Raw genomic sequence first — 26,501 nt, forward strand, 5'->3', positions numbered from 1 at the left:
ATGCATAAATATTTTAAAATATTTTATAAATGTTTGGAAATTAACCACTATTTTTATAGTGGTTAATTTTATATATTTGGAGGAAGAATTTTATGTCAGTTGAGCTATTAGCTCCAGTTGGAAGTTATGAGTCTTTTATCGGTGCAATTAATGAAGGTGCGGATGCTATATATTTGGGGGGTGAAAAATTTTCTGCAAGGGCGAATTGTGAGAAATTTTCAGATGAAGAATTTCAATATATGATTGATTATGCTCATGAATATGAGGTCAAAGTTTATGTTGCTTTCAATACTCTTATAAAGCAAGAGGAGCTTAAAGAAGCTTTTGAATATGGGTTGAAGCTGTATAACATGGGTGTGGATGCTTTAATAGTTCAAGATCCTGGGCTTATATATATGTTTACAAAATTTAAGGAACTTGAGGTTCATGCGTCAACTCAATTAAGTATACATAATTTATTTGGTGCAAAGTATTTTAAAGATAACGGAATAACTCGTATTGTGGTTGCGAGGGAATTATCTATTGAGGATATAAGAACTATTTCTGAGGAAGTTGAAACTGAGGGATTTATTCATGGAGCAATTTGTGTTAGTTATTCGGGTCAATGTACTATGAGTGGACTTATATCAGATAGAAGTGGGAATAGGGGAAGGTGTGCTCAGCCCTGTCGTATGGAATATTCTTTGATAGATGATAATAGTAAATTTCATAAAACAGGTTTTCTCATGAGTACAAAAGATTTGATGACTATAAATATTTTGCCAAAACTTTTAAAGGAAACGAAGATTAAATCATTAAAGATTGAGGGAAGAATGAAACGTGGAGAGTATGTTGTGAATACGGTTCGTTCTTATAAGGAAGTAATAAGGGAGATTGAAAAAAATAAGGAAGTTACAGATTTATATATAAAGAAAAAGGAAGATGATTTATTAAAAGTATTTAATAGAGAGGGATTTACAAATGGATATATGCTTGGTTATGAAGGTGAGAAGTTTTTATCTGTAAATAACCCTAAAAATCAAGGCACATATTTAGGAGAGATGTTAAATGATGGATATATTATTTTGAAGAATGATGTGTCACTTGGAGATGGAATTTCTTCGTTATATGATGGATGTATTTTAACAAAGATACTTTATAATAATGAAAAGGTATCTGTAGGAAAGTCTGGCATGAAGGTTAAATTATTTCCAACGAGATTTTCAAAAGGAGATAAAATTTTTAAGACTAATGATCAAAAATTTGAGAGAGAATTGAGGGAGAGTTTTAAAAAAGAATATGTAAATAAAAATTATGTTAATGCTAATTTTGTATTTGAAGTTAATAAACCTATGACTTTAGAACTTAAATATAAGGGTTATAGGGTGAAAGTATTTGGTGGGGTTGTTGATGAAGCCATAAATACTCCTTTAGACAGAGATAGGATTATAACTCAGTTAAAGAAAGGAAGTATTGGAAGCTTTTCTATAGGTGAGGTTAGTTTGAATTACCAGGAGGGATATATAAATATTTCAAAGATAAATGAATTAAGAAGAGAGTCTCTAACTAAGTTAAGAGATAAGGTGGTTAATAGTTATCACAATAATTTTGAATTTAGTTTTGATGAAAATTTTTTAGCTGATAAAAAAGATATTCAAAATGATGATGAAAGTTATATTATTTATGTTTCAACTCAAGAACAGTTTAATGTTGTTTATGAAAATGGATATAGAAATATTATAATATCTCCTTTTATATATAGAAGAAAATTAGACTTTGAAAGTATTTTATCGAAGGGTGATTTAAATTTATATGTGAAATTTCCAACAATAATAAAAGATAGTGAAATGGAAAAAATATTTAGAGTATTTGAAAAATTTAAAGATAGTATAAAAGGAATTTTAACAAGTAATGCAGGTATACTTAGACATTTTAGAGGTTCAGACTATGAAATAATAGGAGATGTTAAACTAAATGTATTCAATGAAGTTTCAACTAGATTTTATAAAGAAATAGATATTTTTACAATAAGTGTGGAACTGTCTAGGAAAGAAATATTTGATTTATCTACGATAAGCGATAAAAAACTTTGTATGTTTGTTTACGGGAAGACGGACATAATGGTTAGTGAATATTGTCCAATAGGAACATTTGTAGGGAAAAGGTCTTTAAATAATAAGTGTTCACGACCTTGTACTAGGGACAATTTTTATTTAAAAGACAGGGTTAATAATAAGCTACTTTTAACAACGGAAATTAATTGTAAAATTCATACATATAAAGAGAAACCTATTGATTTAATAAGTGAGATTAATGAGATTAAAAATAAAAATATAAATGTTTTTAGGTTAGATTTTATTGATGAAAGTTGTGAAGATGTTCAGAAAATATTAAATAATTTGTTTGAAAAACGTTCAGCTAAAAATGCATTTAGTGGGAACTATTATAAGCCTGTTGAGTAATAGGGGAGGTAATCAAATGAATTCTAGAGTTTTAAAATTGCTCGAGTTTGATAAAGTGAAAGAGAAAATTTTTAAATATGTTAGAACTCAGAATGCAAAAAAAATTATAAATGAGTTGCAACCATTTTCAACAATAGATGAAGTTATACAAAATTTAAATGAAACGAGTGAAGCAATTGAATTTATAAAAGAGTTTAGTTCTCCAGATTTTGTAGGATTAGATGATGTCTATATATATCTCGAAAAAATTGATAAGGGTGGGAGTGTATCGATTAAAGAAATATATAAGATTGGTACAACTTTAAAATGTATAAGAGAAGTTAAGGATTATTTGTCAAAAAGAAGTTTAAATTATCTGAATTATTATTATGATAATATTTCTACATTTAAATATTTAGAGGATGATATTTTTAAAGCCATAAAAGATGGAGAAGAGATAAGTGATTTTGCTAGTGACAATTTATTTAAAATTAGAAAAGAGTTAAAGAGTAAGACTGCCTCAATTAAGAGGAAATTATCTGAAATACTAAAGACATATTCAAAATATCTTCAAGAAAATGTATTTACAGTGCGTGGCGATAGATATTGCATTCCTGTCAAATCAGAGTACAAATCTCAAATTCAAGGCATTATACATAATCAAAGTTCTTCGGGATCTACATATTTTATTGAACCGCTTGTTCTAGTTAATTTAAATAATGAAGTTAATGAATTGATAGAAAATGAAAAAGAAGAGATACAGAGAATTTTAAGATTAATTTGTATGAAAATTCAAGATTCTATTGATAATATATATCTAAGTATAAAAATTATTTATTCTCTTGAATTTATATTTGGTAAGGGAAATTATTCTATTGAAATTGACGGAATAAAACCTGATGTTAATGATGGGGAAGATATATATTTAATTTCTGCAAGGCATCCACTTATCAACAGAGAAGATGTAGTGCCACTTAATCTTGATTTTACGAAAGATAGAAAAGCGATAATTATAACAGGTCCTAATACTGGAGGTAAGACTGTAACCTTAAAGACTTTAGGATTAATGCATTTGATGGCACATAGTGGATTGTTTATACCTGCATATGAAGGAAGCAGGGTAATGTTTTTGAATGAGATTTTTGCAGATATAGGGGATGAACAAAGCCTTGAGCAAAATTTATCAACTTTTTCTTCTCACATAAAAAATATAATTAGTATGACAGATAATATTAAAGATAAAACTTTAGTATTGCTGGACGAAGTTGGTTCTGGGACTGATCCTGAAGAAGGATCAGCTTTAGCGATTTCTATAATGGAACATTTTATAAATTCTGGATGTAAACTTATGGGTACAACTCATTATAGTCAACTTAAGACTTATGCTATAAACTCAGATAATGTTGAAAATGCATCGGTTGAATTTGATGTTAAAACTCTTAGGCCAACGTATAGGTTAAATGTTGGTATACCTGGGAAATCTAATGCATTTATAATTGCAGATTCTTTAGGTATGAATCAATCAATAATAGAAAATGCACAAAAATATTTATCTGAAGATATAATAAAATTTGAATCTATAATAAAAACATTAGAGGAGAAGACAACAGAAGCTATTAAAAATAATAGAGAGATAGAGATTTTAAGAGAAGAAAATAAAATTTTAAATGATAAATTGAAAAAACGTCTTGAGAATATTGAGAAGGAAAAACTTAGAATTATTGAATCAGCAAAGGATGAGGGATATCAAATTATAAGTAATGCAAAAGGAGAAATAGACAAAGTACTTAAAATAATAAATGCTTTCAAAATGAATGGAATTGATTTAAGTAGTGTAAAAGATTTGGAATCAGCACGACGAGAAATTAAGAAGAAAATCGATAAACAAAATCAGATGAATGAAGAGAAGAGTTTTAAAAATAGTTCTAAATTTAACATAGAATTCAAGTCTGGAATGACAGCATTTTTAAAAAGAATAGGTCAAAATGTTATAATTCTTGAAAATCCTGATTCTAAAAGTAATGTATTGGTTCAAGCTGGGGTATTGAAATTAACAGTAAATATAGCAGAACTTGAAAGTCCTATAAAAGATAAATTTAGTAAAGTTATTAAGAGTAAGAGGGATTTGAAACTTAGAACAAATACTATATCTACATCTCTCGATTTAAGAGGAATGGATGAATTAAATGCAATAAGTGAGGTTGAGAAATATTTAGATGATGCTTTTGTTTCTGGACTTAATGAAGTGTGTATAATACATGGTAAGGGTACAGGAGTGCTTAAAAATTCTATAAATAATCTTTTAAGGAATCATATTCATGTTAAGGCACATAGACTTGGTGAATACGGTGAAGGTGGGAATGGAGTTACAATAGTTTATCTTAAATAAAAGAATCCAATTATTTAATTGGGTTCTTTTTTTTCTTTTTAATCATAAAATTTTATTAAATTGAGATAAAGGAGATTATTATGGGAAAATTTATTGGTGAGATCAAAGATGTTATGGTTAATAAATTAGATATTCCTCGGGAAATCGTTAAAAATTCGTATAAAGTTATAATAGATGGTGATGAGTTTATAACGATTGAAAATCATAAAGGTATTTTAAAATTTCAAAGTAATGAAGTTGTATTGAGGGTTGAAGGTGGTAAATTTATTATTAATGGTAGTAATTTTGTGATAGTTTATATTTCTGGCAAGACAATAAAATTGATGGGGAGTATTAAGGGGGTAAATTATGATCAACTTTGATAAATTCCCATTTATAAATGGAAAGATACAATTAAGAATAATTTCTAAGAATTCTGAGCAATTGCTCAATACAATTTGGAAAAGAGAGATAAAAGTCACAGATGTTATAAGAGAGAATCTTTATAGTATGTGTTTGATGATTAATTCTGAAAATTTTAAAGAGATTAAGAAAATTTGTGATGAAACAAATAGTGAAGTAAGTGTTATTAAGATGGGGAAACTTATTAAGTTTATATATAATCTAAAGGTTTATTTTACTTTATCTATTGGAATAGGTGTATCTATAGGTATAATAATGTTTTTATCTATGTTTATATGGAGAATTGATATAGAAGGTGATAAACATATGTCACCTTATGAAATAAGACAAGCTATAAAAGATCTCGGTGTACATAAAGGAATGTTAAAATTTAAAATTGATACAGATAAATTAGAAGAGGAGATAGTGGCAAATAATAAAAATCTATTGTGGAGTAAAGTTAGAGTTCAAGGATCTACTCTTCAAATAGAAGTTATTGAGAGTTTTAAGCCTCCAGTGATAGAGGTTGACTCATCTCTTGGAGATATTGTTGCAGATAAAGATGGAGAAATTGTTCGTGTATATACTCAGTCTGGAACATCTGTAGTTAAAGCTGGAGATATTGTTAAGAAAGGAGATATTTTGATAGGAGGATATCAAGGTAAAGAGGGGAATGTTTATGAAGTAGCCCCTATTGGAGATGTAATTGCGAAGACTTTTATGGAGTTTGAAGAAATAATTGAATTAGAAGGAACAAAAAATGTAAATACTAAAAATATGATAGATGAGTATTATATCAATATTTTTGGAAAGAAACTTTATATTAAAAAATATAAAGATGAGTTTGAAAATTATGAGAAGATTAGTTATGATGGAAAATTTATTAAAAAGAATATATACTATGAAGTAGATAAGGTATCGTACACATTAAGTCCAGATAATGTGAAAAAAAGTTTAGTTGACCATTATACTAAGTATGTTAAACAAAATTTAAAACAATCAGATTCTATTGCTGGAGTTATAGTTAAGGATGAAATTGTTGATAACAAGCTTAAATTTAAAATTTCATTTGTTATAGAGGAGAAAATAGGGGTTAAGGTTTCTAAAGCTCAAGATGATCAAGAATTGCAAAAAATAACTAATGAAAGTCAGAATGTAGAAAATATTCAATAAGCATTAATTAGATATTGGTATAAGATAAGTTTTATAGTAGAGTTTAAGCAGAATATTGGTTAAGGAGGAATGATTATTGAAGATACCTAGATTTACTAGTAGTATTTGGAAATATAAAAATTATTTAATGTTATTGTTTCTTATGTTATTTGTAGTGATTGTTGTATTATCATCTACACTTGAGAGGAAATATGATCTAAAACTTGGAGAAGTATCAACATATACAATAAAGGCACCAAGGGAAACGCTAGATAGGATTTCTACAGAACAAAGAGTAAAAATTGCAAGAGAGGAAGTATCGGCTCAATTTAATCATGTAAAAGAGGTAAGATATGATGTTTTAGATAAATTAAGTAATTTATTTAAAGAATTATATGAACTAAAGAATTATTCTTCAATTGCAACTGTAATATTTGATGAATTGAATCAAAAATATGGTATTACTTTAGATGCAGCAGGTTATAGAAAGATATTAGCTTTAGATACAGAATCAATGACAAATTATGAGAGGTTGTTAACTGATATTATAAACAAAATATATGAATTGAAGATTGAAGAGGGAAATTTAAGCGATATCGAAAATGTAAAGTCTTTTGCAAGGGAAGAAATAAATAAAAGAATGTCAGATAATAATTTTATTGATATTTCTCTTAATATAATTTTTCCAATGATAAAGCCAAACTTTTTCTATGATAGTGAAAAGACAGAGCAAAAAAGGGAAGAGGCTGTAAAAAATATATCTCCTGTTATAATCAAAAAAGATCAAATAATAATTAGTGCAGGGGAGGTTGTAACTGAAAATCACATCTCTATTTTGGATAGTTTAGGATTGCTCAAAACTTCAAATGTGAATTGGAAATTAAACATTTCTATAATTTCATTGATTTTATTTACATTTTTAATTGAGTATTTGTATTATAAGAAGTATAGGAAAGAATGTATTTCCAATACTAATTATTTAAATGTTATTATGATAATAAAGCTTATTATTATAATTTTGGTTAGAGTAATTAGTGATCAGTATATATACATAGTTCCATTTGCCCTTGGACCTCTTGCTATAACAGCTTTGATTGATAACAAAGTATCTCTTATGACTAATTTGATGACACTTGTATTAATAGCAATAATAATTAAATTTAATATTGTTGTGGTTTTTATAGGATTGTTCGATGTTATTTTAGGAGGTTTATTTTTAAAGAGAATAAGAAATAGGATGCATTTTATTAAATTGTCTGTTTGGTTTGGATTAACTAATGTGATAGTATTAATGACTGTTTCATTTATAATAGCAAATGTAAAGTCTATTACTTTTATAGATATAATTCTATCGTTTTTTAGTGGAATACTTTCTTCTATACTGGTTGCAGGTATATTACCTATATTTGAAAATTTGTTTAATATAGTTACTTCTATGAAATTATTAGAATTGATTAATCCGGAACATCCTCTTTTAAGGAAATTGGTTGTTGAGGCTCCAGGAACTTATAATCATAGTTTAATGGTTGCAAATTTATCTGAGGCTGCTAGTGATGCAATTGGAGCAAACTCGCTACTTACAAGGGTTTCTGCTTATTATCACGATATTGGTAAGACGGGGAGACCATATTTCTTTAAAGAAAATCAGGTAGGTAATAAAAACCCGCATGATAGGATTGATCCACTAACAAGTGCTAATATAATTTTTTCACATGTTAAGTATGGGTTACAGCTTGCTCGTGAATATGGTTTACCTAAGTTTGTTGAACATGCAATAGAAGGTCACCATGCAAATACACTTGTTAAATATTTTTATATTATGGCTAAGAAAAATGCTGAAGATCCTGATCTTATTAAGGAAAAAGATTTTAGGTATGGGGGAGAGTTGCCTAGGACAAAAGAGGTTACTATTCTCATGTTTGCTGATAGTGTTGAAGCTGCTGTTAGATCGCTTAGTGATCCTACACAGGAAAATATACGAAATACTATTGAGAATATAGTTAATGATAAAATAAGCGATGGTCAATTGAAGAATAGTCCAATATCATTTAGGGATATTGAAATTATTAAGCAATCATTTGAAAAAACACTTAAGGGTATTTATCATGAAAGGATAGAGTATCCAAAAGAAGATGATATTAATGGTAAATCTAAAGGAAAAGGATTAGATACTAATGGATATTAATATAGAAAATTGTCAGGATATTTTTGAGATAGATGTTCATGAGTTTATAGATAATGTTGTAAGACATGTATTGAAATTTGAGGAAGTAGATATCGAATGTGAACTAAATGTATTTTTGGTTGATAATAAGAAGATAAGAGAAATTAATTTAGAGTATAGGGGGATAGATAGATCAACAGACTGTCTATCCTTCCCTATGCTTAATTATAAAAAGGGTAATGTTTTTAAAGATCAATATAAAAATTATGAGTTTAAAAATTATGAATTAGATGATGGGAAACTTATTTTAGGTGATATAATTATTTCTCTTGAGAAAGCAAATGAACAATCTATAGAGTTTAATCATAGTTTTGAGAGAGAAACTAAATATTTATTAATACATTCTTTATTGCATTTGCTTGGTTATGATCATATTGAAGATTCTGAAAAACAAATAATGAGAGTTCGAGAAAAAAGTATAATTAAGTATTTGAAAATATTTAGGTAAACTTTATAATTAGGGAGGAAGATAACCATTAAGATAAAGAGGATAGTTGATAGTTTTAATAATGCATTAGAAGGCATGCTTTACGCTGTTAGAACTCAAATGAACATGAAAATACATTTATTGATAGCATTTTTTATAATGAGTATATCTTTATTTTATGATATAACTAAAATTGAATTGATAATATTATCTTTGACGATAACTTTAGTTGTTTTTGCAGAGCTTGTTAACACAGCCATTGAAATTGCCATCGATGCTACGACAAATTATTATCATCCGCTGGCTAAAATAGCTAAAAATATATCTGCAGGGGCAGTATTACTTACAGCTCTTAATGCGACGTTTATTGGTTATTTAATATTTTGGGATAAAATAAGTAACTTTAGTTTTACAGTTATAAATAAAATTAAGCAAAGCAATCCATATATGGTATTTATGATTTTGTTAATGGTAGTGATATTTACAGTAATAGCAAAGGCTATATATGGTGAAGGAACACCATTAAGGGGTGGAATGCCAAGTGGGCATAGTACTATTTCCTTTTCTATAGCAACAATAATTTCATTTATAACAAATGAACCCATAATTGTAGGGTTGAGCTTTATTATGGCAATTATTGTAGCTCAGAGTAGAGTAGATACTGGAGTACATAGTTTAAATGAGGTTATCGTTGGAGCTATACTTGGTATAGGTCTGACTATTGTAATACTTAAAATATTTTTGTGAGTAATTTAAGGAGGAATGTTTCTTGGATAAATTATTGATACAAAATCTTATAGATAATGCACTAAAAGTTAGAGAAAAGGCATATGTTCCATATTCTAAGTTTCCTGTAGGAGCTAGTATTTTATTTAAAAATTTTGAAATATTTACTGGATGTAATATAGAGAATGCATCTCTAGGTGCTACTAATTGTGCCGAAAGAACTGCTGTATTTAAGGCAGTTTCTGAAGGCTATAAGGAGATACATGCGGTATGTGTTGTTGGATCTTTTTGTGATTTTACATATCCATGTGGAATATGTAGACAAGTTTTAGCAGAATTTGCTTTTGATATGGATATTCCAGTAATTGTAGCTAAGAGCAAAGAAAATTATAGAGTACATAAATTAAGTGAAATTTTGCCATATGATTTTGGAATAAAAAATTTAGTTTAGAAAGTATATGAGGTTGTTTAATGCACAAATCTGGATTTGTAAGTATAGTTGGAAGGGCAAATGTTGGAAAGTCGACCTTACTTAATAATTTTATAAATCAAAAATTGAGTATTGTATCGAGTAAACCGCAAACTACGAGAAATAATGTAATTGGGATATTGAATAATGATGATTATCAAATAGTTTTTACAGATACTCCAGGGTATCATAAACCAAGGTATAAATTAGGAGATTACATGATAAAATCTATTTCTAGTGGTTTGAAAGAAACAGATGTTATTATTTTTGTAGCTAATATTAGGAAAGAAATTCCAAAACTTGATCTTGAAATTTTGGATAAGATAAAAGATTTAAGTATTCCAAGGATTTTTGTACTTAATAAGTGTGACGAAATAAGTAGCAAAGATATAATGGATACTTTATCCAAATATAGTAAGATTGTTAACTTTGATGAGTATATACCGATATCAGCACTTAATGGTAAAAATATTAATAAATTATTAGAGTTAATATTGAAATATTTGCCTAATGGACCTAAATATTATGATAGTGATTGGACAGCTACTAATAATGAAAAATTTTTTATATCTGAGATTGTGAGAGAAAAGATTTTGAAACTTATACACGATGAGGTTCCTCATGGAGTAGGGGTTGAAATAATATCGATGAAATATGATGATCAAAAAAATAGATATAATATTGAGGGGAATATTTTTTGTGATAAGGAAACTCATAAAGCTATAATAATTGGGAAAAATGGAGATATGTTAAAGAGGATATCGACTTATTCGCGTCAAGATATGGAGAAATTTTTAGGTAGTAAAGTGTACATAAGATTGTGGGTTAAGGTTAGAAATAATTGGAGAGATGATAATAATCATCTTAAGAGTTTAGGATATAAATAATTTTTAGGAAGTATTTAGTATGCTTCCTTTTTATTTTGTAGTGATATTTTAATTAAGATATAATGATTATATATGCTTTGAATTTGTTAATAGGAGGTGTAAATTTCATAAGTATTTTTATGAAGTTAAGATTTGAAGTTAATTGATATAAGGGGTTTTGTATTAAAAGAGCAGACATATAAGGAAAATGATAAAATTGTATGGGTATTATGTGAAAATATAGGTAAGGTATCCATATTAGCAAAAAACGCTAAAAAAATGAAAAATTCAAAATTTATACTTACTCAACCATTTAGTTTGGTACAATTTACTCTCATTAAGGGTAAAAGTTTCTATTATATACAAGATGGATCACTTATTAAAAATGTAAATTTTATAAATAATGAGGATGTAATCTTTTATCTTTCTTATTTTTTTGAATTATTAGATATTTGTTTTCAAGATAAAGATATTTTGGATACAAACTTTTTTAAAATTATAATGAAAACTTTTTTAGTATTGGAATCAAATAGTATGGACAAGGATCTAATGATGAGAATTTTTGAATTCAAATTATTAAATAAGTTAGGGTGTAGTATAGAATTTGAAAAATGTTATTATTGTTCGCAAAATTTAAAAGAAAGTATAGGATATTTTGATTTTACTTTTCAAAGTGTTGTATGTAATTCTTGCTCTAAATTAAAGGAGTTTAAGATTGAAAATAGAATTATAAATATCATGAGATTTTTAAATAAAATTGATATGAGAAATATACCAAGGTTGAGCGTAACTAATAATGATATGAAATTGATTTTTGATTTTAATAAGATTTTGTTAGATCAAAATCTTATTAGAATGCCTAACAGTATAAAGTTTTTGGGAGGATATGAGTGATATGGGTGATAATTTATTGTTTCAGAATATGGAAATATTAAAAGAGAAATTTGGAGTTACTTATAAAGAGGCAAAGGAAGTTTTACAGAACAGTAATAACGATTTAATAGAAGCTTTGATATATCTTGAGGAAAGGTATCCTATTAAAGAGTGTTGTTCAGTAAAGTCATATATTTTAGATTTTAAAAAGCGTTTGCTTGAATTATATGTTGAGGGCAGTAATCAACGTGTTATCTTTAGTAAAGGTGGTAATGTGTTAATGGACATTCCTCTTACAGCATTTATAGTTGGATCATTTACATTTGTATTGTATCCTATACTTCTCCCTTTTAAGATAGGCGGTATATTATTATTTGATATACATGTTAAGGTTGTTGATAAATCAGGAAATGTTTATGATGTGAACTCAAATGTTAAACAAAGAGTAAATGATACGATATCGACATCTAAAGAGAAAATAAGTGATATTATTTCAAATGTAAATTTTAGAGCTAAAACAGATGATATTAAAACAAAAGCAGTTGAATTTGGTAAAAAAGCAATGGAAAATTTCAATGGTATTGTAGAAAACAAAATCGCTAGTACAATAAAAGAAAAGTCCTCAAATTATGCTAAATTTATTTATGATGTTGAAAGTGATCAGATAACTAAAGAAGTTAATTACAATATAGATGGTGATAATGAAAATCATGATTTTATAGAGGTAACTGAGTTTATAGAAACCTTAGAAAGTAAAGATAATGGAATAAAAACTGAAAAAACAGAGGAAAACGAGTAAAAATTTGCGATAAACTGGTTTTAATTTCTTAGAATAGTATATATTTAAATAATTTAATTTATATACAATAATTGTGAAATAATGTATAATTAAGTAGGTTTTAGTCAAACATTAAATTATGCGCAGCAGTATAATTTTATTTCTTAAGAATAAAAGGAGTGAATTAAATGTCTAAGAAGTATGTTTACCTTTTTAGTGAAGGTGATTCTTCGATGAAAAACCTTCTTGGGGGTAAAGGAGTTAACCTTTGTGAAATGACAAAGATTGGAGTTCCAGTTCCTCAAGGGTTTATCGTAAGTACAGAAGCATGTAATCAATATTATGAAGATGGAAAAGTTTTAACTTCAAGTATTGAGCAGGAAATTTATGAAACAATGAAAAAATTGGAATCCATAACTGGTAAGCAGTTTGGTGGAACAACTAATCCTCTATTAGTTTCAGTTAGATCAGGTGCTAGAGTTTCTATGCCTGGAATGATGGATACAATTTTGAATTTAGGATTAAATGATGAAGTTGTTGAAGTTATATCGAAGTCAACAAATAATGAAAGATTTGCTTATGATTCTTATAGAAGATTTATACAAATGTTTTCAGACGTTGTTATGGGAATTGAGAAGAAAAGCTTTGAGAATTTAATGGATGAAATGAAAGAGAAAAAGGGCGTTAAACTTGATACTGAATTGGATGCTAATGACTTAAAGGAATTGGTAAAACAATTCAAGGATCACTATAAGAAAGAGAAAGGCGAAGATTTTCCAAGTGATCCTAAGAAACAATTAATTGAGGCAGTTGTTGCTGTATTTAGGTCATGGAATAATCCAAGAGCCATAGTTTACAGAAGAATGAACGATTACCCTTCAAGTTGGGGTACAGCAGTTAATGTTCAAGAAATGGTATTCGGAAATAAAGGTGATCAATCCGGAACTGGAGTTGCTTTTTCAAGAAATCCATCTACAGGAGAAAACAAAATATTTGCAGAATATTTGATGAACGCTCAAGGTGAGGACGTTGTTGCTGGTATAAGAACACCAGAGCCAATTGAGACATTAGAGAAAAGAAATCCTGCTATATATAAAGAATTTATGGATATAGTTGAAAAATTAGAAAAGCACTATAAAGATATGCAAGATATGGAATTTACGATTGAAGAAGGAAAACTTTATTTCTTACAAACAAGAAATGGTAAGAGGACAGCTCAGGCGGCTTTAAAGATTGCGGTTGATTTAGTTGAAGAAAAATTAATTAACAAAGAAGAAGCTATGCTAAAAGTTGAACCTAAGCAATTGGATACATTGTTACACCCTACATTTGATCTTCAAGTAATTAAAAATTCTACTCCAATAACAAAAGGTCTTCCAGCATCACCTGGAGCAGCTACAGGTAAGATTGCATTTACGGCTCAAGAGGCTAAAGAAAGAGCTGGTAATGGAGAGCAAGTTGTATTAGTTAGACTTGAAACATCTCCAGAAGATATTGAGGGAATGGTTGCAGCACAAGGTGTACTTACGGTAAGAGGAGGAATGACTTCTCATGCGGCTGTTGTTGCTAGAGGAATGGGAACTTGTTGTGTTGCAGGATGTGGTGATATAAAGATTGATGAAGATGCTAAATTATTAGAAGTTAATGGCAAAAAGTATACATCGAATGACTTCATATCTATAGATGGTTCTACTGGTAATGTATATGGAGAAAAAATTAAGACTGTTGCTCCAGAAATAAGTGGGTATTTTGAAATATTTATGAATTGGGCAGATGAGATTAGATCTTTAAGAGTTCGTACTAACGCAGATACTCCAAAAGATGCTGAGCAAGCTGTGAAATTTGGGGCAGAAGGAATTGGATTATGCAGAACAGAACATATGTTCTTTGAAGCTGACAGAATTCCAGTGGTTAGAGAGATGATAGTTTCTAAAACAGAGGAACAAAGAAGAGCTGCATTAGACAAATTGTTGCCAATGCAGAGGAAAGATTTTGAAGGTCTTTATGAAGCTATGGAAGGTCATCCAGTTACAATAAGATTTTTAGATCCACCTTTACATGAATTTTTACCACATAAAGATGAAGAAATAAAAGAGCTTGCTAACGAGATGGGGTTAACTTTTGATGATTTAAAAAATACTGTAGAGAGTTTACATGAGTTTAATCCTATGATGGGTCATAGAGGATGCAGATTAAGTGTTTCATATCCTGAAATAGCTGAGATGCAAACTAGAGCAGTAATAGAGGCAGCAATAAATGTAAATAAGGCGAAGGGATTAAACATAGTTCCTGAAATAATGATTCCACTAGTTGGTGAAATAAAAGAGCTTAAATATGTCAAGGACATTGTAGTTAAGACAGCGGATAAAATAATGGAAGAAAAAGGTATTAAGTTAGAATACATGGTTGGTACGATGATTGAAATACCTAGGGCGGCTCTTACTGCTGATGAAATAGCAAAAGAAGCTGAGTTTTTCTCATTTGGTACAAATGATTTAACTCAAATGACTTTTGGATTTTCAAGAGATGATTCGGCTGCATTCTTAAATGATTACTATGATAAACAAATTTATGAATCAGATCCATTTGCGAGAATTGATGAAAATGGTGTAGGACAGTTAGTTAAGATAGCTGTTGAAAAAGGAAAGAAAACAAGACCAAATATTAAGCTTGGTATTTGTGGGGAACATGGAGGAGATCCATCATCTATAGAGTTTTGTCATAATACGGGATTGAATTATGTATCATGTTCACCGTTTAGAGTTCCTGTTGCAAGGCTTGCTGCGGCACAAGCTCAAGTTAAAAATAAAAGATAATTTTTAGAAAGCTGACTATTAATTTAGTCAGCTTTTATTTTATAGATATATTGAATTTAGAATTAATATATTTTTCAAATTCTTTGAGAAAGATTAATTGTCTCTTAATATCATCACAGGATTTATTTAAATTATTTTCATAGTCAAGTATTTCTTTATTTGTTAAATTATGATTAGCATAAAAATATAATTTTGATATTTTTAAAAATCTATATGGTAGGGATAAATAAGATAGTAAATATAGATATTCATCTAAGTATATTGGGTTATTTGCATTATAATAATTTATAAATATTAGAGTATTTTCTATATCCCAAGGATTAGGAGAGTGTCTTAGATATCTTTTAAGAAAATATGCTAGATCAGATATAGAATAATTTATACAGCATCTGTCGAAATCTATTGGAACAACAGAATTGTCATTTATAATGATATTTTTATTTACATAATCTCCATGACATAAACTAATATTTAGATTTTTAAAATTTATTATTAATGAGTATCTGTAAGACATAGTTGCTAAGTATAAGGAATCATCAAAATTATTTAAAAATATTTGTGAAAAATTATCATATTTAACTTTAGCTAATTCATGTATTTTATGTAGATCTTGAATATATTTGGCAAATTTTTGTTTAATATTAGACAAATTTATGGTTGGAATTGAGAATTTTATAAATTTAATTTTATCTGAGTTATAATGCATTTTAGCAATTATTTCAACGGCTTTTATACAATGATCAATTTTATTATATAAAAGTTTAGTGCCGCTTATCCAATTGGTTAATATATAAATTTTGTTATCATATATTGTAAATGGTTTATTATTGATGGACTTAATAAAATACGGAATTTTAAACTCATGTAATTTTAACCATTCTAAATATGAATAAATAAATAATATTTTTTGAATATTAAAGTATGTTTGTTTGAGACAAAATAATTTGTCGGAAGATTTTATTTTATATACAATTCTAGGTTTTTTTGATATTTTTTCTTTTATTTTTTCAATTTCATAAGTTTTAATATTAAAATTAGATAAAATATAGCTAAAATCTACATTTTTATACATATATTGATCCTTTTTAAATTAAATATATAAATAAGAATATTTTAAAAATCATTATATTATACATTATTTTTTAAAAATATATTTTAAAGTTAGAAGGAAAATATATTTGAACAGAGAATATTAATATATGAGATATCACTAAATATTATTTTTTGTAGAAAAATGGAAAAAATAATTTCATATTTTTTAATTAAAATTATTAATAGCGAATAATAATGTTAAAAGATGGAAAAATTAAAAAATAATTTATAATTCACACCCTTGGGTATAGTTTATATAAGGTAGTTATTAATGAGAGTTTCTGATGATATTATAAGAGATATAGAAAATAGAAATGATATCGTTGATGTATTGAGTGAATATTTAACTTTTAAAAAAAGTGGAGATAATTATTTTGCTTTGTGTCCTTTCCATAGTGAAAAGAGTGGATCATTTGTTGCTTCTAGAAGCAAGCAGATATTTAAATGTTTTGGTTGTGGTGAAAGTGGAAATGTTATTTCTTTTATCATGAAATATAGAGGATTAGATTTTTTACAATCGTTAAATTTCTTGGCACAGCGTGTTGGTATTGCATTAGATTTTGATTCTAAAAAAATAGATTTAGATAAATATTATAGAATACTTAAGGATGCTGCAAGGTATTTTTATTTAAATCTAAAAAAAAATAACAATATTAAACAATATTTAATAAATAGAGGATTATCTGAATCTACCATTATTAAGTTTGGATTAGGATATGCTTTAAATGATTTTAAAGCATTAAGTATGTATTTAGAGCATAAAGGTCATAGAATAAGTGACTTGTTAGAATTAGGATTAGTTAATGAAAAAAATAAAATTGTATATGATCGTTTTATAAATAGAGTAATATTTCCTATATTTGATGTTAATGGTAATGTTATAGGATTTGGAGGTAGAATTTTAGAAAATAGATTGCCTAAATATTTGAATTCCAAGGATAGCTGTGTATTTAAAAAAGGTAGTAATCTTTATGGATTAAACTTTTTAGTTAAAGATAGCATATCGTATGATTTTATTATTATTGTTGAAGGTTATTTGGATTGTATATCTTTGCACAATAGTGGTATAAAAAATGTAGTCGCATCTTTGGGGACAGCTTTAACAATTGATCAGATTAAACTTATAAGTAAATATACGAATAAAATATATTTGTGCTTTGATATTGATGAGGCTGGTAAAAAAGCCACTGTTAGATCTTTTGATTTGTTTAAGGAATTTATTAGTGATAGCATAATTGAAGTTTATGTTATAGAGTTGTATGGTGTTAAGGATCCCGATGAATTTTTGAATAGGAATTCTATAGATGATTTTTGGAATTGTATTAATAACAGTAAGACATTAGTGGAGTATATATTGTTATATCATATGAAAAATTTAGATTTATCTAAAAATATAGACAAAAAAAAATATTTGCATATCGTAAAGAATATAATAGGACAATTAAGTATTGTTGATAGAGATTATTATATAAAATTTATATCAGAGCATCTATCGATTAGAGAGGAATTAATTAAAGATTACTTAGGTAATAATTTTTCTAAATTTAAATTAGAAGGTTATGATATTGAAAATAATTGCATTGAAACTGCAATTATTAAGGCTGAAAGGCAATTATTAAATTTGATGTTAAATAAAGAATATTTAACATATATCTTAAATAATAATGTGGATGAGAACTTATTTTGCATAGAAGAACATAAAGAAGCATTTAAATTGATATGTAATTTTAATGGGAATGGATTTGATATAGTAGATTATTTAAAGACTAAGTTAAATACCTATGAAGGGATTAAATTATTAATATATTTTAAAGAAAATATAGGAAATTACGATAATAACAATATTATTAGCCAAATTGATGATTTTATAAGAGTTCTAAGAAATAATATAGTAGCTGATTTTAAAAGTAAGATTGCACATTTAATAAAGGAATATGAGTCTACATGTGATGAAGATAAGTTTATAGAATATCTGAGTATATTGAATATGGTATCTAAACTGGAGAGAGATGGAAAATTATCAGATATTATAGATTTTATTAGTAATTTTAAGGTGTGATTGTAGGAAGGAGGACAATTCTGTGAAGGATAATAGTTATGTTATGTCTGTCTTAAAGGGTTTGTTAACTAAAGGGAAAGAGTCAGGCGGATTATTATCCAAAGACATAATGGATGAATTAGAGGATGTAGATTTAACCCCAGAACATGTTGAAAAGCTGTATATGGCTTTAGATAAAATGGGAATAGAAGTGGTAGATAATTTTTCTAATGAATTTGTTGAGGATTTGGATTTAAATTCTGTAATACCTGAAGGTATTACAATGGATGATCCTGTTAGAATGTATTTGAAAGAAATAGGAAGTGTTCAACTTCTTACATCAGAAGAAGAAATTTTGTTGTCTAAGAAGATAAAGCAGAATGACACGACTTCTAGAATAGCTAGAAAGAAATTGGCAGAGGCAAATTTAAGATTAGTTGTTAGTATTGCTAAGAGATATGTAGGTAGGGGAATGCTTTTTTTAGATCTAATACAGGAGGGTAATTTAGGGTTAATAAAAGCTGTGGAAAAGTTTGATCATACGAAGGGATTTAAATTTAGTACTTATGCTACATGGTGGATTAGACAATCTATAACTAGAGCAATTGCAGATCAGGCTAGAACTATTAGGATTCCTGTTCATATGGTAGAAACTATTAATAAATATACAAGAGTATCTAGGCAGTTATTACAAGAATTAGGAAGAGATCCGCTGTCTGAAGAAATAGCAAAAGAAATGAATATGCCTGAAAATAAGGTAAGGGATATTCGTAAGATTGCTCAAGAGCCAGTATCATTAGAAACTCCCATTGGTGAAGAAGAGGATAGTCATTTAGGAGATTTTATTCCTGATGATGATGCACCAGCACCTGCTGAAGTAGCTGCATTTACTTTATTGAAGGAACAATTAATGAATGTTTTAGATACTTTAAGTGCTAGAGAGAAGAATGTATTAAAACTTAGGTTCGGATTAGATGATGGGAGGGCTAGAACCTTAGAAGAAGTAGGTAAGGAGTTTAAAGTTACTAGGGAAAGAATTAGACAAATAGAAGCCAAGGCTTTAAGAAAATTGCGTCATCCAAGCAGGAGTAAAAAGTTAAAAGATTATCTGGAGTAGCTTTGTTTCGGCTACTCTTTTATTTTTAAATTAGTAAGAAGGAATTATATTATGAAATCAAGCAATAGAATAAGGCATATAATTAATATGTGTAAATACAATGAAACTATTATAGATGTAGGATGTGATCATGGATATATATCAATTGGACTATTGAATTATAATAAGTGTTCAAGATGTTATGCTGTAGATATCAATAAAGATCCAATTAATATTGCAATGAACAATATAAAAAAATATAATTTAGATACTAAAATAAGATGTATTTTATCGGATGGATTTAATTGGTTCGATAGTTTGGAGAATACAAGTGCGGTTATTGCTGGAATGGGAGGTTCTACGATTGCATCTATAATAAATAGAAATATAAATAAAATTAAATATATGAACTATATTTTAATCCAACCTAATGCTTATTCTAAGGATATAAGGAAATATTTATATGATAAACAGTTTCATGTAGAAAAGGAAGATGTTATTTATAGTAAGGGAATATATTATGAGTATATACTAATTTTACCTAAACAACAAGAAAATTTAGATAAAGAATATATTAATTTTTTGGTGTGTTTTGATTATGATATGCCATTATGTATTTTTAATAATGCAGAGGGTAAATATAATGATTTTATAAAATATAAAATAAATAAATATAAGGGAGTATTATTTCATTTAAGAAAAAATAAATTATCTAATACGATTAAGTATGAAACGTTTAGTCGTAGAATTGAAATACTTGGGAGGTTTTTATTGTGAAAATTAGTGAGTTCATTGATAGAATGGAATTATTAGTTCCAAGTAACTTAGCATTATCATATGATAATGTAGGTTTATTGATAGGAAATATGGAAAGTGATATTACGGGATTATATATTTCATTAGATATTAATGAGGATATAATTAATAAAATATTAGATTTAAAAATAAATACTGTGATAACTCATCATCCAGTTATATTTAATTCAATCAAAAATTTAAGTTTTCAATATGATAATACAGACATATTAAAATGCATAAAGCATGATATCAATGTTTTATCTTATCACACTAATTTAGATATGATAAATAATGGGGTAAATGATGAATTAATTAACATACTGAAATTTGAATATAATAATATATCTATTTTAGAACCTAGTGAAATTGATTCTAATTTAGGAATAGGTAGAATTGTGGATCTTTCTAGACCTTTGAATATTAATGTAATTATAGATAAAATTAAAACTAATTTATACATAAATAGTATGAGATTAGTGAATAATAGAAATGATAGCATTAATAGGATATGCGTTATTAATGGATCGGGTAATAGTTTAATTAAACTATGTTATGGTAAGAATATAGATTTGGTTATCACTGGGGATATTACATACCATACTGCTTTTGAGGCGTATAAAAATAGGTTATCTATATTAGATATTGGTCATTTTAATTCAGAAAATATTGCATATATGAATGTAATGAAGAAGATATGTAGAATTTTAGATATAAATGATAATTTAAACATAGTTTATGATGATATTTTAACCGATATTTATAATTATATTTGATTATATATGGAGGTATAGTGAAGAAAAATTTATATATTAGTGTAGGTATTTGGTTATTTGGGACAGTGCTATTATTTGGAGTATTACTTAGTTTTATTTATTATAGGACAGATTATAATATCAAAAATTTTATGCTATATGAATCTAAGTATTTAGATTTTAAATATACTAATGATTATATATCCTTAAGTAATAAAATTAATAGTAGTGATGAGTTTGGATTAATATTTTGTCCTGGAGCATTTATTAAAGAAGAGGCGTATTTACCTGTTTTATCTGAATTATCAAAGCAAGGCATGAAGGTTTATCTACTTAAATATGGACATAATTTTGATATGTTTAATATTGGCAATATAAATAAAATATTAAGTAGTTCAGATATTAAGAATTATATTTTAGTAGGACATTCTTTTGGAGGTAGTAAGATACTTAATTATTTGAAACAGAATGGATCAAATTTAATAAAGTGTGTTGTACTACTATCTTCTTATGGAACTAATAGTCAGGATTTTTCTGATAGTAATATAAAGTTTCTTTCTATTGTTGGTAGTGAAGATAAAATTATTAATTTTAAAAAATATGAAAACTATAAAAATAATTTACCTAGTACAACTAAATATGTTTACATAGAAGGTGGAAATCATTCTTATTTTGGTAATTATGGTTTGCAATTTGGTGATTCAGTTGGGTCAATTAGTAAAGAACGTCAACAATTTATTGTAATAAATGAAATATTAAAATTAGTAGAGGAAATATGATTTTTTTAGAATCATATTTCCTTTTTCTTAATATATTTTAAAATCAAGCTTTTATTAATGAGGTATAATTATTTATGAGTAATAGTTCAAATGTTAGGAATGAAATAGAGAGTATTGTAAGGTATGTTTATGTTAATATTTTAAAATCGAATATTAGTTCTGATACTTTAAATTCATGGGTTAATAGATTAACATCAAAACAAGTTACTTTGTATGATTTTTTATTTACTGTGATATCTCCTAATATAAATTCTTTATCTATTTCAACTTTAATTCAAAATTTATATATTGGCATACTAGGTAAGGATATCAGTATGACTAAAAATTCAGAATTGGTTGCTGTTTTTAATAATGAATTAAGAAAATATGGGAATAAGAAACGTGCATTGCAGAAAGTTTTATTGAGTTTTGTTGGTGATGCTTCTTTAAAGAAATATTGCAAAAGATTAGGAATAAATGTTAAATAGATTTGTTTTTTGGGTTTATCTTATGTTATAAGATAAACCTTTTTATTTGATTTAATATCATTTATTTGGTAGAATATATAACGGAGTAAGTCAGACAATCGCTGCTCAATTTTTATTGAGGAGAGGAAAGTCCGAGCTCCATAGGGCAGGGTGCTTGGTAACACCAAGTGGAGGCGACTCTAAGGAAAGTGCAACAGAAATAAACCGCCTAATTTTTTAGGTAAGGATGGAAAGGCGAGGTAAGAGCTCACCAGCAGTATGGTGACATACTGACTATGTAAACCCCACCTGGAGCAAGACTGAATAGGATAGCGTTAAAGTTGCCCGCTTTGCTATCGGGTATGTCGCTCGAGTCTATTGGTGACGATAGACCTAGATAGATGATTGTCTAATACAGAACTCGGCTTATAGATTTGCTCTTTTTTTTAAAATGGATACTCTTTTGAGTATCCATTTTTTAATAGGACAATTCTCTCTTATATATTCTTAATATTTCCATTTTTTCGTTTTCTAATCTGTTTTTAATACCATTGTATAGTGAGACTATGCCAGGATTTGAGCTATTTGGTGGGTAGGATTTTGATATTATATTTAATCTTTCTGTGTATATTGATTCTATAATTGAGTCCATTGATGAATTTAATGATATTTTTTTAATGATATTTACAGCCCCGCTAGCTCCATGTTGTACTGCTGTTGACCATATCATATTTGATGTTGAATTATAGTTTAGCAAAGAATCAACATTTAAGTTATTTTTATTGGCTATTTTTATAAATGAATCGTAGTAGTTCTTTTTTATAAATAATCTTTGTAATTCGTAGAAGTGTTCATATTGATTGTATGCTATCTCTTTCCACGTAGATATAAAGTTTTCTTCAAAATTTCCATTATCTTTATTTTTGGCTTCTGTTAATTTTAGATATATTAATTCATCTTTATCTTTTATAAATTTTATAAATTCATCTACAGATCCTGTCTTACTAGCTAACTGCCAAACACCGAATGAGGCTCCACCTTTATCATTTGGATTTAATCCAATAGCTCCAGGATCACCATTAGATTCTTCTCTGGCAGATATGTAGCCAAGTTGTGATCGGTTTATATCATCTTGAATTATGTCTATATAGCTTGGTATGTATCCAGTTTTTAGATTATTATTTTCATCGTAATATAAAACGTTGTAAAATCCATTTATAATATTACTTACTTCTAGTAAAACTCCTTCTGGAATCATTATGTCTGTTCTTGCACTCATCTTTGGCTCACTTCTTAAATTGACTCTTTCTCTTGTAACTCCAATTATCTTTCTAAAATTTAGATTTTTATTGTATACGACATTTCCATTCTTAGATATTACAATAGAATCATCTAATAATGATGCAGAGTCTACTGCATTGCGGAGTGATTTTGTGGATGTATTCGGCTCATTATTTGAATACACAAAGTAACTATTATTGTCCCAAATTATAAAATCGTTATATTTAACTACTCCATTATTTTGGGAAGCTAAGGATATAGCATTTATTAAATTGTCTTTTGAAAAATTATCTAAAGATATACCATTTTTATCGTAAGCTGTGAATATTGCTTCTGAATCTTGACTAGAAGGTATTTGTTTTGCAACTATAGCTATATCTAAAGCATCAACTATTCCATCATTATTTATATCATATTGTTTATTATCAGATCCTGTATGAATTGAAATTGTATGTAGATCTAAGTGATTTATAATACCATCATTGTTTACATCAATATTTTTAGCGAGAGTTATATTATTTGGATTTAAAAATAAATAGAATATGCATGATAAAATTATTGTCTTTATATTTAATTTCAACAATGAATTTACCTCCTTAGTTGTTTATAGGTTAATATTATCTACAAAAAAGTAAAAAAAATTTAAATTATTATTACTAAAACACCAAAAATTTGTAAGTAAATAAAATAATTGTATAAGCAATATTTAAGGTGGTGATTAGGTTGTATTTGTATGTAAATGAATTTTTAAAAGTAATTATGTGGCTTGTAATTTCATTGATATTTTTTATGATTGAGTTAAATAGGAAAGAGATATTTTTTATATATTTTTCAATTTCTTCATTATTATCATCAGTATTATCTTTATTTGTAAATGATATAGGTAATCAAATTGTATTTTTTATAATTAGTTCAATTATATTTATAATTTTTGTTAAGACAATATTGGATAAAATGATTGAAATTAACATTAGATTTAAGCATAGTCCTAAATTTAATGAAGATAAGTTATGTTTAATTTTAAGAGAGGAAAAAAAGGATGAGTCATTGTATAAAGTTATATCAAAAAGTGGAATTTACACTGCAAAATTTATAAATTGTGGAAGGAATGCTGTTAAATTTAAAGTTTGTAACATCATACATGATGATGGAGAATTAATTATTATAAGATGATGTTTAGATTAAAAAGCATATATAATTTGATATATGCTTTTTAATTTTTTAGATATACTTATTTGAATATTTGTTCAATAAATCTTGGTGACTATTCCATAAGTTTTTTGATAAATCAACAAAGTAATTTTGAGGGTTTTCAAGTCTGGTAATTTCTGGCCATAATTTAGAGAATTCTTTATTTTTAATTTTGTGTATTTCCATAACACTAGGAGATTTGTATACACAAACTCCTTTATCAAATATTTTTTTGTGTAATTTTATGGTATAGAAATCAGTTATCACCTTTTTTTTCCATGTAAAATTTGGATCAAATATAGTAAGTGGTTTTGTTTCGTCTATTGTATCATAAAAATTTGTTATAAGATCTGCTATTGCCATATTTGTTTTAGAATCGAATATTCTATAAACTGTTTTAAGTCCTGAAATTGTGATTTTATCATGGTTTTCACTAATTTTAATTTTAGGAATGAGGACATCGTTTTTATATAATGCACAAAGCTTGTATACTCCTCCTAATACGGGTTCGCTCTTTGATGTTATGAGTCTTTCTCCAACACCGAACATATCTACTTCTGCCCCTTCAGATAGAACATTTGTTATTATATTTTCATCTAATGAATTTGAAACTATTATTTTAACCTCGTGCAAACCTTCCTTATTTAATATTTCCCTAGCTTTTTTGGTAAGATAAGTGATATCTCCACTATCAATTCTAATTCCGAGAATTCTATCGTCATTTTTAGGAAGTTCCTTAAATACCCTTATTGCGTTTGGTAATCCTGATTTTAAAACATTATAAGTGTCAATTAATAGAACACAATTTTTGGGTGAATATTTAGCCCATGTTTTGAATGCTTCATATTCTGAATCAAACATTTGAATCCAACTGTGAGCCATAGTACCAAATGAAGGTATATTAAATTTTTTTTCCGATATTGTACATGATGTGGCAATACATCCGCCTATTATTGAAGCTCTTGCACCATAAATTGCTCCACTGTATCCTTGGGCTCTCCTAGAGCCAAATTCTAAAACATCTTTTCCATTAGCTGCAGTACAAATTCTACTAGCCTTTGTCGATATTAATATCTGATGATTTAAAGTTAATAAAAGCATAGTTTCAATTAGTAGGCATTCTAAAATAGGTCCTTTGACTGTAACAATAGGTTCTTTTGGGAAAATTGGAAATCCTTCTTCTATTGCGTATACATCACAAGAAAATTTAAAATTTTTAAGGTAGTCTAAGAATTTTTTATCAAATAAATTTTTGGATTCTAAAAATTTTATGTCTTCTGGAGTGAATTTTAAATTTTTTATAAATGTAATAATTTGATCTAAGCCAGCCATTATACAGTATCCACCATTATCAGGTATTTTTCTAAAGAACATATCAAAACAAGCTATAACATCTTCTTGTTCATCTAAAATGAAGTTATTAGCCATAGTTAGTTCGTAAAAATCTACGAGTAATGATAAATTCATTTCATCATTTTCAAACATTAAATAAACACATCCTAAAAAT

22 protein-coding genes and 1 other RNA gene are annotated in these 26,501 nt (G+C 27.2%); 20 read left to right on the top strand and 3 right to left on the bottom strand.

From position 1 onward, the window contains the following. The first annotated feature begins 92 nt into the window (after positions 1-92). From SFBMNL_RS02735 to ppdK, 12 genes are all read left to right on the top strand, one after another. The gene (locus tag SFBMNL_RS02735) at positions 93-2,441 is read left to right on the top strand and encodes a U32 family peptidase (protein ID WP_042294434.1); all 2,349 of its coding nucleotides are present in this window, start codon (positions 93-95) and stop codon (positions 2,439-2,441) included. Between the two features lie 16 nt (positions 2,442-2,457). Then, positions 2,458-4,809, top strand: a complete 2,352-nt coding sequence (locus SFBMNL_RS02740) for an endonuclease MutS2 (protein ID WP_042294436.1) — start codon at positions 2,458-2,460, stop codon at positions 4,807-4,809. 80 nt (positions 4,810-4,889) lie between these two features. After that, positions 4,890-5,171: a sporulation protein YqfC gene (yqfC, locus tag SFBMNL_RS02745; protein ID WP_005806699.1), complete on the top strand. Its 282-nt coding sequence runs from the start codon at positions 4,890-4,892 to the stop codon at positions 5,169-5,171. Continuing rightward, positions 5,158-6,363: a sporulation protein YqfD gene (gene yqfD, locus SFBMNL_RS02750; RefSeq protein WP_042294437.1), complete on the top strand. Its 1,206-nt coding sequence runs from the start codon at positions 5,158-5,160 to the stop codon at positions 6,361-6,363. The genes yqfC and yqfD overlap by 14 nt, the downstream gene beginning before the upstream one ends. Positions 6,364-6,439: 76 nt before the next feature. Further along, positions 6,440-8,527: an HD family phosphohydrolase gene (locus tag SFBMNL_RS02755; protein WP_042294440.1), complete on the top strand. Its 2,088-nt coding sequence runs from the start codon at positions 6,440-6,442 to the stop codon at positions 8,525-8,527. Beyond that, positions 8,517-9,014 (top strand): rRNA maturation RNase YbeY, encoded by a 498-nt coding sequence (gene ybeY / locus SFBMNL_RS02760; protein ID WP_005806693.1) that lies wholly within the window; start codon positions 8,517-8,519, stop codon positions 9,012-9,014. The genes SFBMNL_RS02755 and ybeY overlap by 11 nt, the downstream gene beginning before the upstream one ends. Before the next feature lie 75 nt (positions 9,015-9,089). Then, a complete protein-coding gene (locus SFBMNL_RS02765; protein WP_005806690.1) occupies positions 9,090-9,740 on the top strand; it encodes a diacylglycerol kinase in 651 nt (216 codons plus the stop codon). A gap of 22 nt (positions 9,741-9,762) precedes the next feature. After that, on the top strand, positions 9,763-10,170 hold the full coding sequence (locus tag SFBMNL_RS02770; protein WP_005806687.1) for a cytidine deaminase: 408 nt from the start codon (positions 9,763-9,765) through the stop codon (positions 10,168-10,170). 20 nt (positions 10,171-10,190) lie between these two features. Continuing rightward, positions 10,191-11,075 (top strand): GTPase Era, encoded by an 885-nt coding sequence (era, locus tag SFBMNL_RS02775; protein ID WP_005806686.1) that lies wholly within the window; start codon positions 10,191-10,193, stop codon positions 11,073-11,075. Positions 11,076-11,207: 132 nt separating this feature from the next. Continuing rightward, entirely contained in the window at positions 11,208-11,948 is a 741-nt protein-coding gene (gene recO, locus SFBMNL_RS02780; protein ID WP_005806684.1) for a DNA repair protein RecO, read from the top strand. 1 nt (position 11,949) lies between these two features. Further along, positions 11,950-12,726: a DUF4342 domain-containing protein gene (locus SFBMNL_RS02785; protein ID WP_007440417.1), complete on the top strand. Its 777-nt coding sequence runs from the start codon at positions 11,950-11,952 to the stop codon at positions 12,724-12,726. Between the two features lie 167 nt (positions 12,727-12,893). Then, positions 12,894-15,521 carry a pyruvate, phosphate dikinase gene (gene ppdK / locus SFBMNL_RS02790; RefSeq protein ID WP_005806680.1) on the top strand — a complete coding sequence of 876 codons (2,628 nt, stop codon included), beginning with the start codon at positions 12,894-12,896 and terminating at the stop codon, positions 15,519-15,521. A 34-nt stretch (positions 15,522-15,555) separates the two neighbouring features. Here ppdK and SFBMNL_RS02795 read toward each other — a convergent pair whose 3' ends face one another. Then, a complete protein-coding gene (locus SFBMNL_RS02795) occupies positions 15,556-16,593 on the bottom strand; it encodes a CotS family spore coat protein (protein WP_042294446.1) in 1,038 nt (345 codons plus the stop codon). A 291-nt stretch (positions 16,594-16,884) separates the two neighbouring features. Between SFBMNL_RS02795 and dnaG the strand changes: the two genes are divergently transcribed. The 7 genes from dnaG (at position 16,885) to rnpB (ending at position 22,967) form a co-directional block, all read left to right on the top strand. Beyond that, positions 16,885-18,672, top strand: a complete 1,788-nt coding sequence (gene dnaG, locus SFBMNL_RS02800; protein WP_042294449.1) for a DNA primase — start codon at positions 16,885-16,887, stop codon at positions 18,670-18,672. 22 nt (positions 18,673-18,694) lie between these two features. Next, positions 18,695-19,768 carry an RNA polymerase sigma factor RpoD gene (gene rpoD / locus SFBMNL_RS02805; RefSeq protein WP_005806674.1) on the top strand — a complete coding sequence of 358 codons (1,074 nt, stop codon included), beginning with the start codon at positions 18,695-18,697 and terminating at the stop codon, positions 19,766-19,768. Between the two features lie 21 nt (positions 19,769-19,789). Next, complete coding sequence (locus tag SFBMNL_RS02810; RefSeq protein ID WP_255346741.1) at positions 19,790-20,524, top strand: tRNA (adenine(22)-N(1))-methyltransferase; 735 nt, start codon at positions 19,790-19,792, stop codon at positions 20,522-20,524. Further along, positions 20,521-21,318, top strand: a complete 798-nt coding sequence (locus tag SFBMNL_RS02815) for a Nif3-like dinuclear metal center hexameric protein (protein WP_042294454.1) — start codon at positions 20,521-20,523, stop codon at positions 21,316-21,318. Before SFBMNL_RS02810 ends, SFBMNL_RS02815 begins: the two co-directional genes overlap by 4 nt. Positions 21,319-21,335: 17 nt before the next feature. Next, positions 21,336-22,076: an alpha/beta hydrolase gene (locus tag SFBMNL_RS02820; protein ID WP_007439809.1), complete on the top strand. Its 741-nt coding sequence runs from the start codon at positions 21,336-21,338 to the stop codon at positions 22,074-22,076. 74 nt (positions 22,077-22,150) lie between these two features. Beyond that, positions 22,151-22,543 carry a hypothetical protein gene (locus SFBMNL_RS02825; protein ID WP_042294456.1) on the top strand — a complete coding sequence of 131 codons (393 nt, stop codon included), beginning with the start codon at positions 22,151-22,153 and terminating at the stop codon, positions 22,541-22,543. 82 nt (positions 22,544-22,625) lie between these two features. Then, an RNA gene (gene rnpB / locus SFBMNL_RS08115) (RNase P RNA component class A) lies at positions 22,626-22,967 on the top strand. A 33-nt stretch (positions 22,968-23,000) separates the two neighbouring features. Here the strand turns inward: rnpB and SFBMNL_RS02830 are convergent. Then, positions 23,001-24,386 carry a dockerin type I domain-containing protein gene (locus SFBMNL_RS02830; RefSeq protein ID WP_007439810.1) on the bottom strand — a complete coding sequence of 462 codons (1,386 nt, stop codon included), beginning with the start codon at positions 24,384-24,386 and terminating at the stop codon, positions 23,001-23,003. 131 nt (positions 24,387-24,517) lie between these two features. On the opposite strand from SFBMNL_RS02830, the gene SFBMNL_RS02835 reads away from it, so the two are divergent. Beyond that, complete coding sequence (locus SFBMNL_RS02835; RefSeq protein ID WP_242821482.1) at positions 24,518-24,976, top strand: hypothetical protein; 459 nt, start codon at positions 24,518-24,520, stop codon at positions 24,974-24,976. 48 nt (positions 24,977-25,024) lie between these two features. Here SFBMNL_RS02835 and SFBMNL_RS02840 read toward each other — a convergent pair whose 3' ends face one another. After that, a complete protein-coding gene (locus tag SFBMNL_RS02840; RefSeq protein WP_042294460.1) occupies positions 25,025-26,479 on the bottom strand; it encodes a nicotinate phosphoribosyltransferase in 1,455 nt (484 codons plus the stop codon). Between the last annotated feature and the right edge of the window lie 22 nt (positions 26,480-26,501).

The organism is Candidatus Arthromitus sp. SFB-mouse-NL, from assembly GCF_000709435.1.
In the GTDB taxonomy this organism is placed as follows: Bacteria; Bacillota; Clostridia; order Clostridiales; family Clostridiaceae; genus Dwaynesavagella.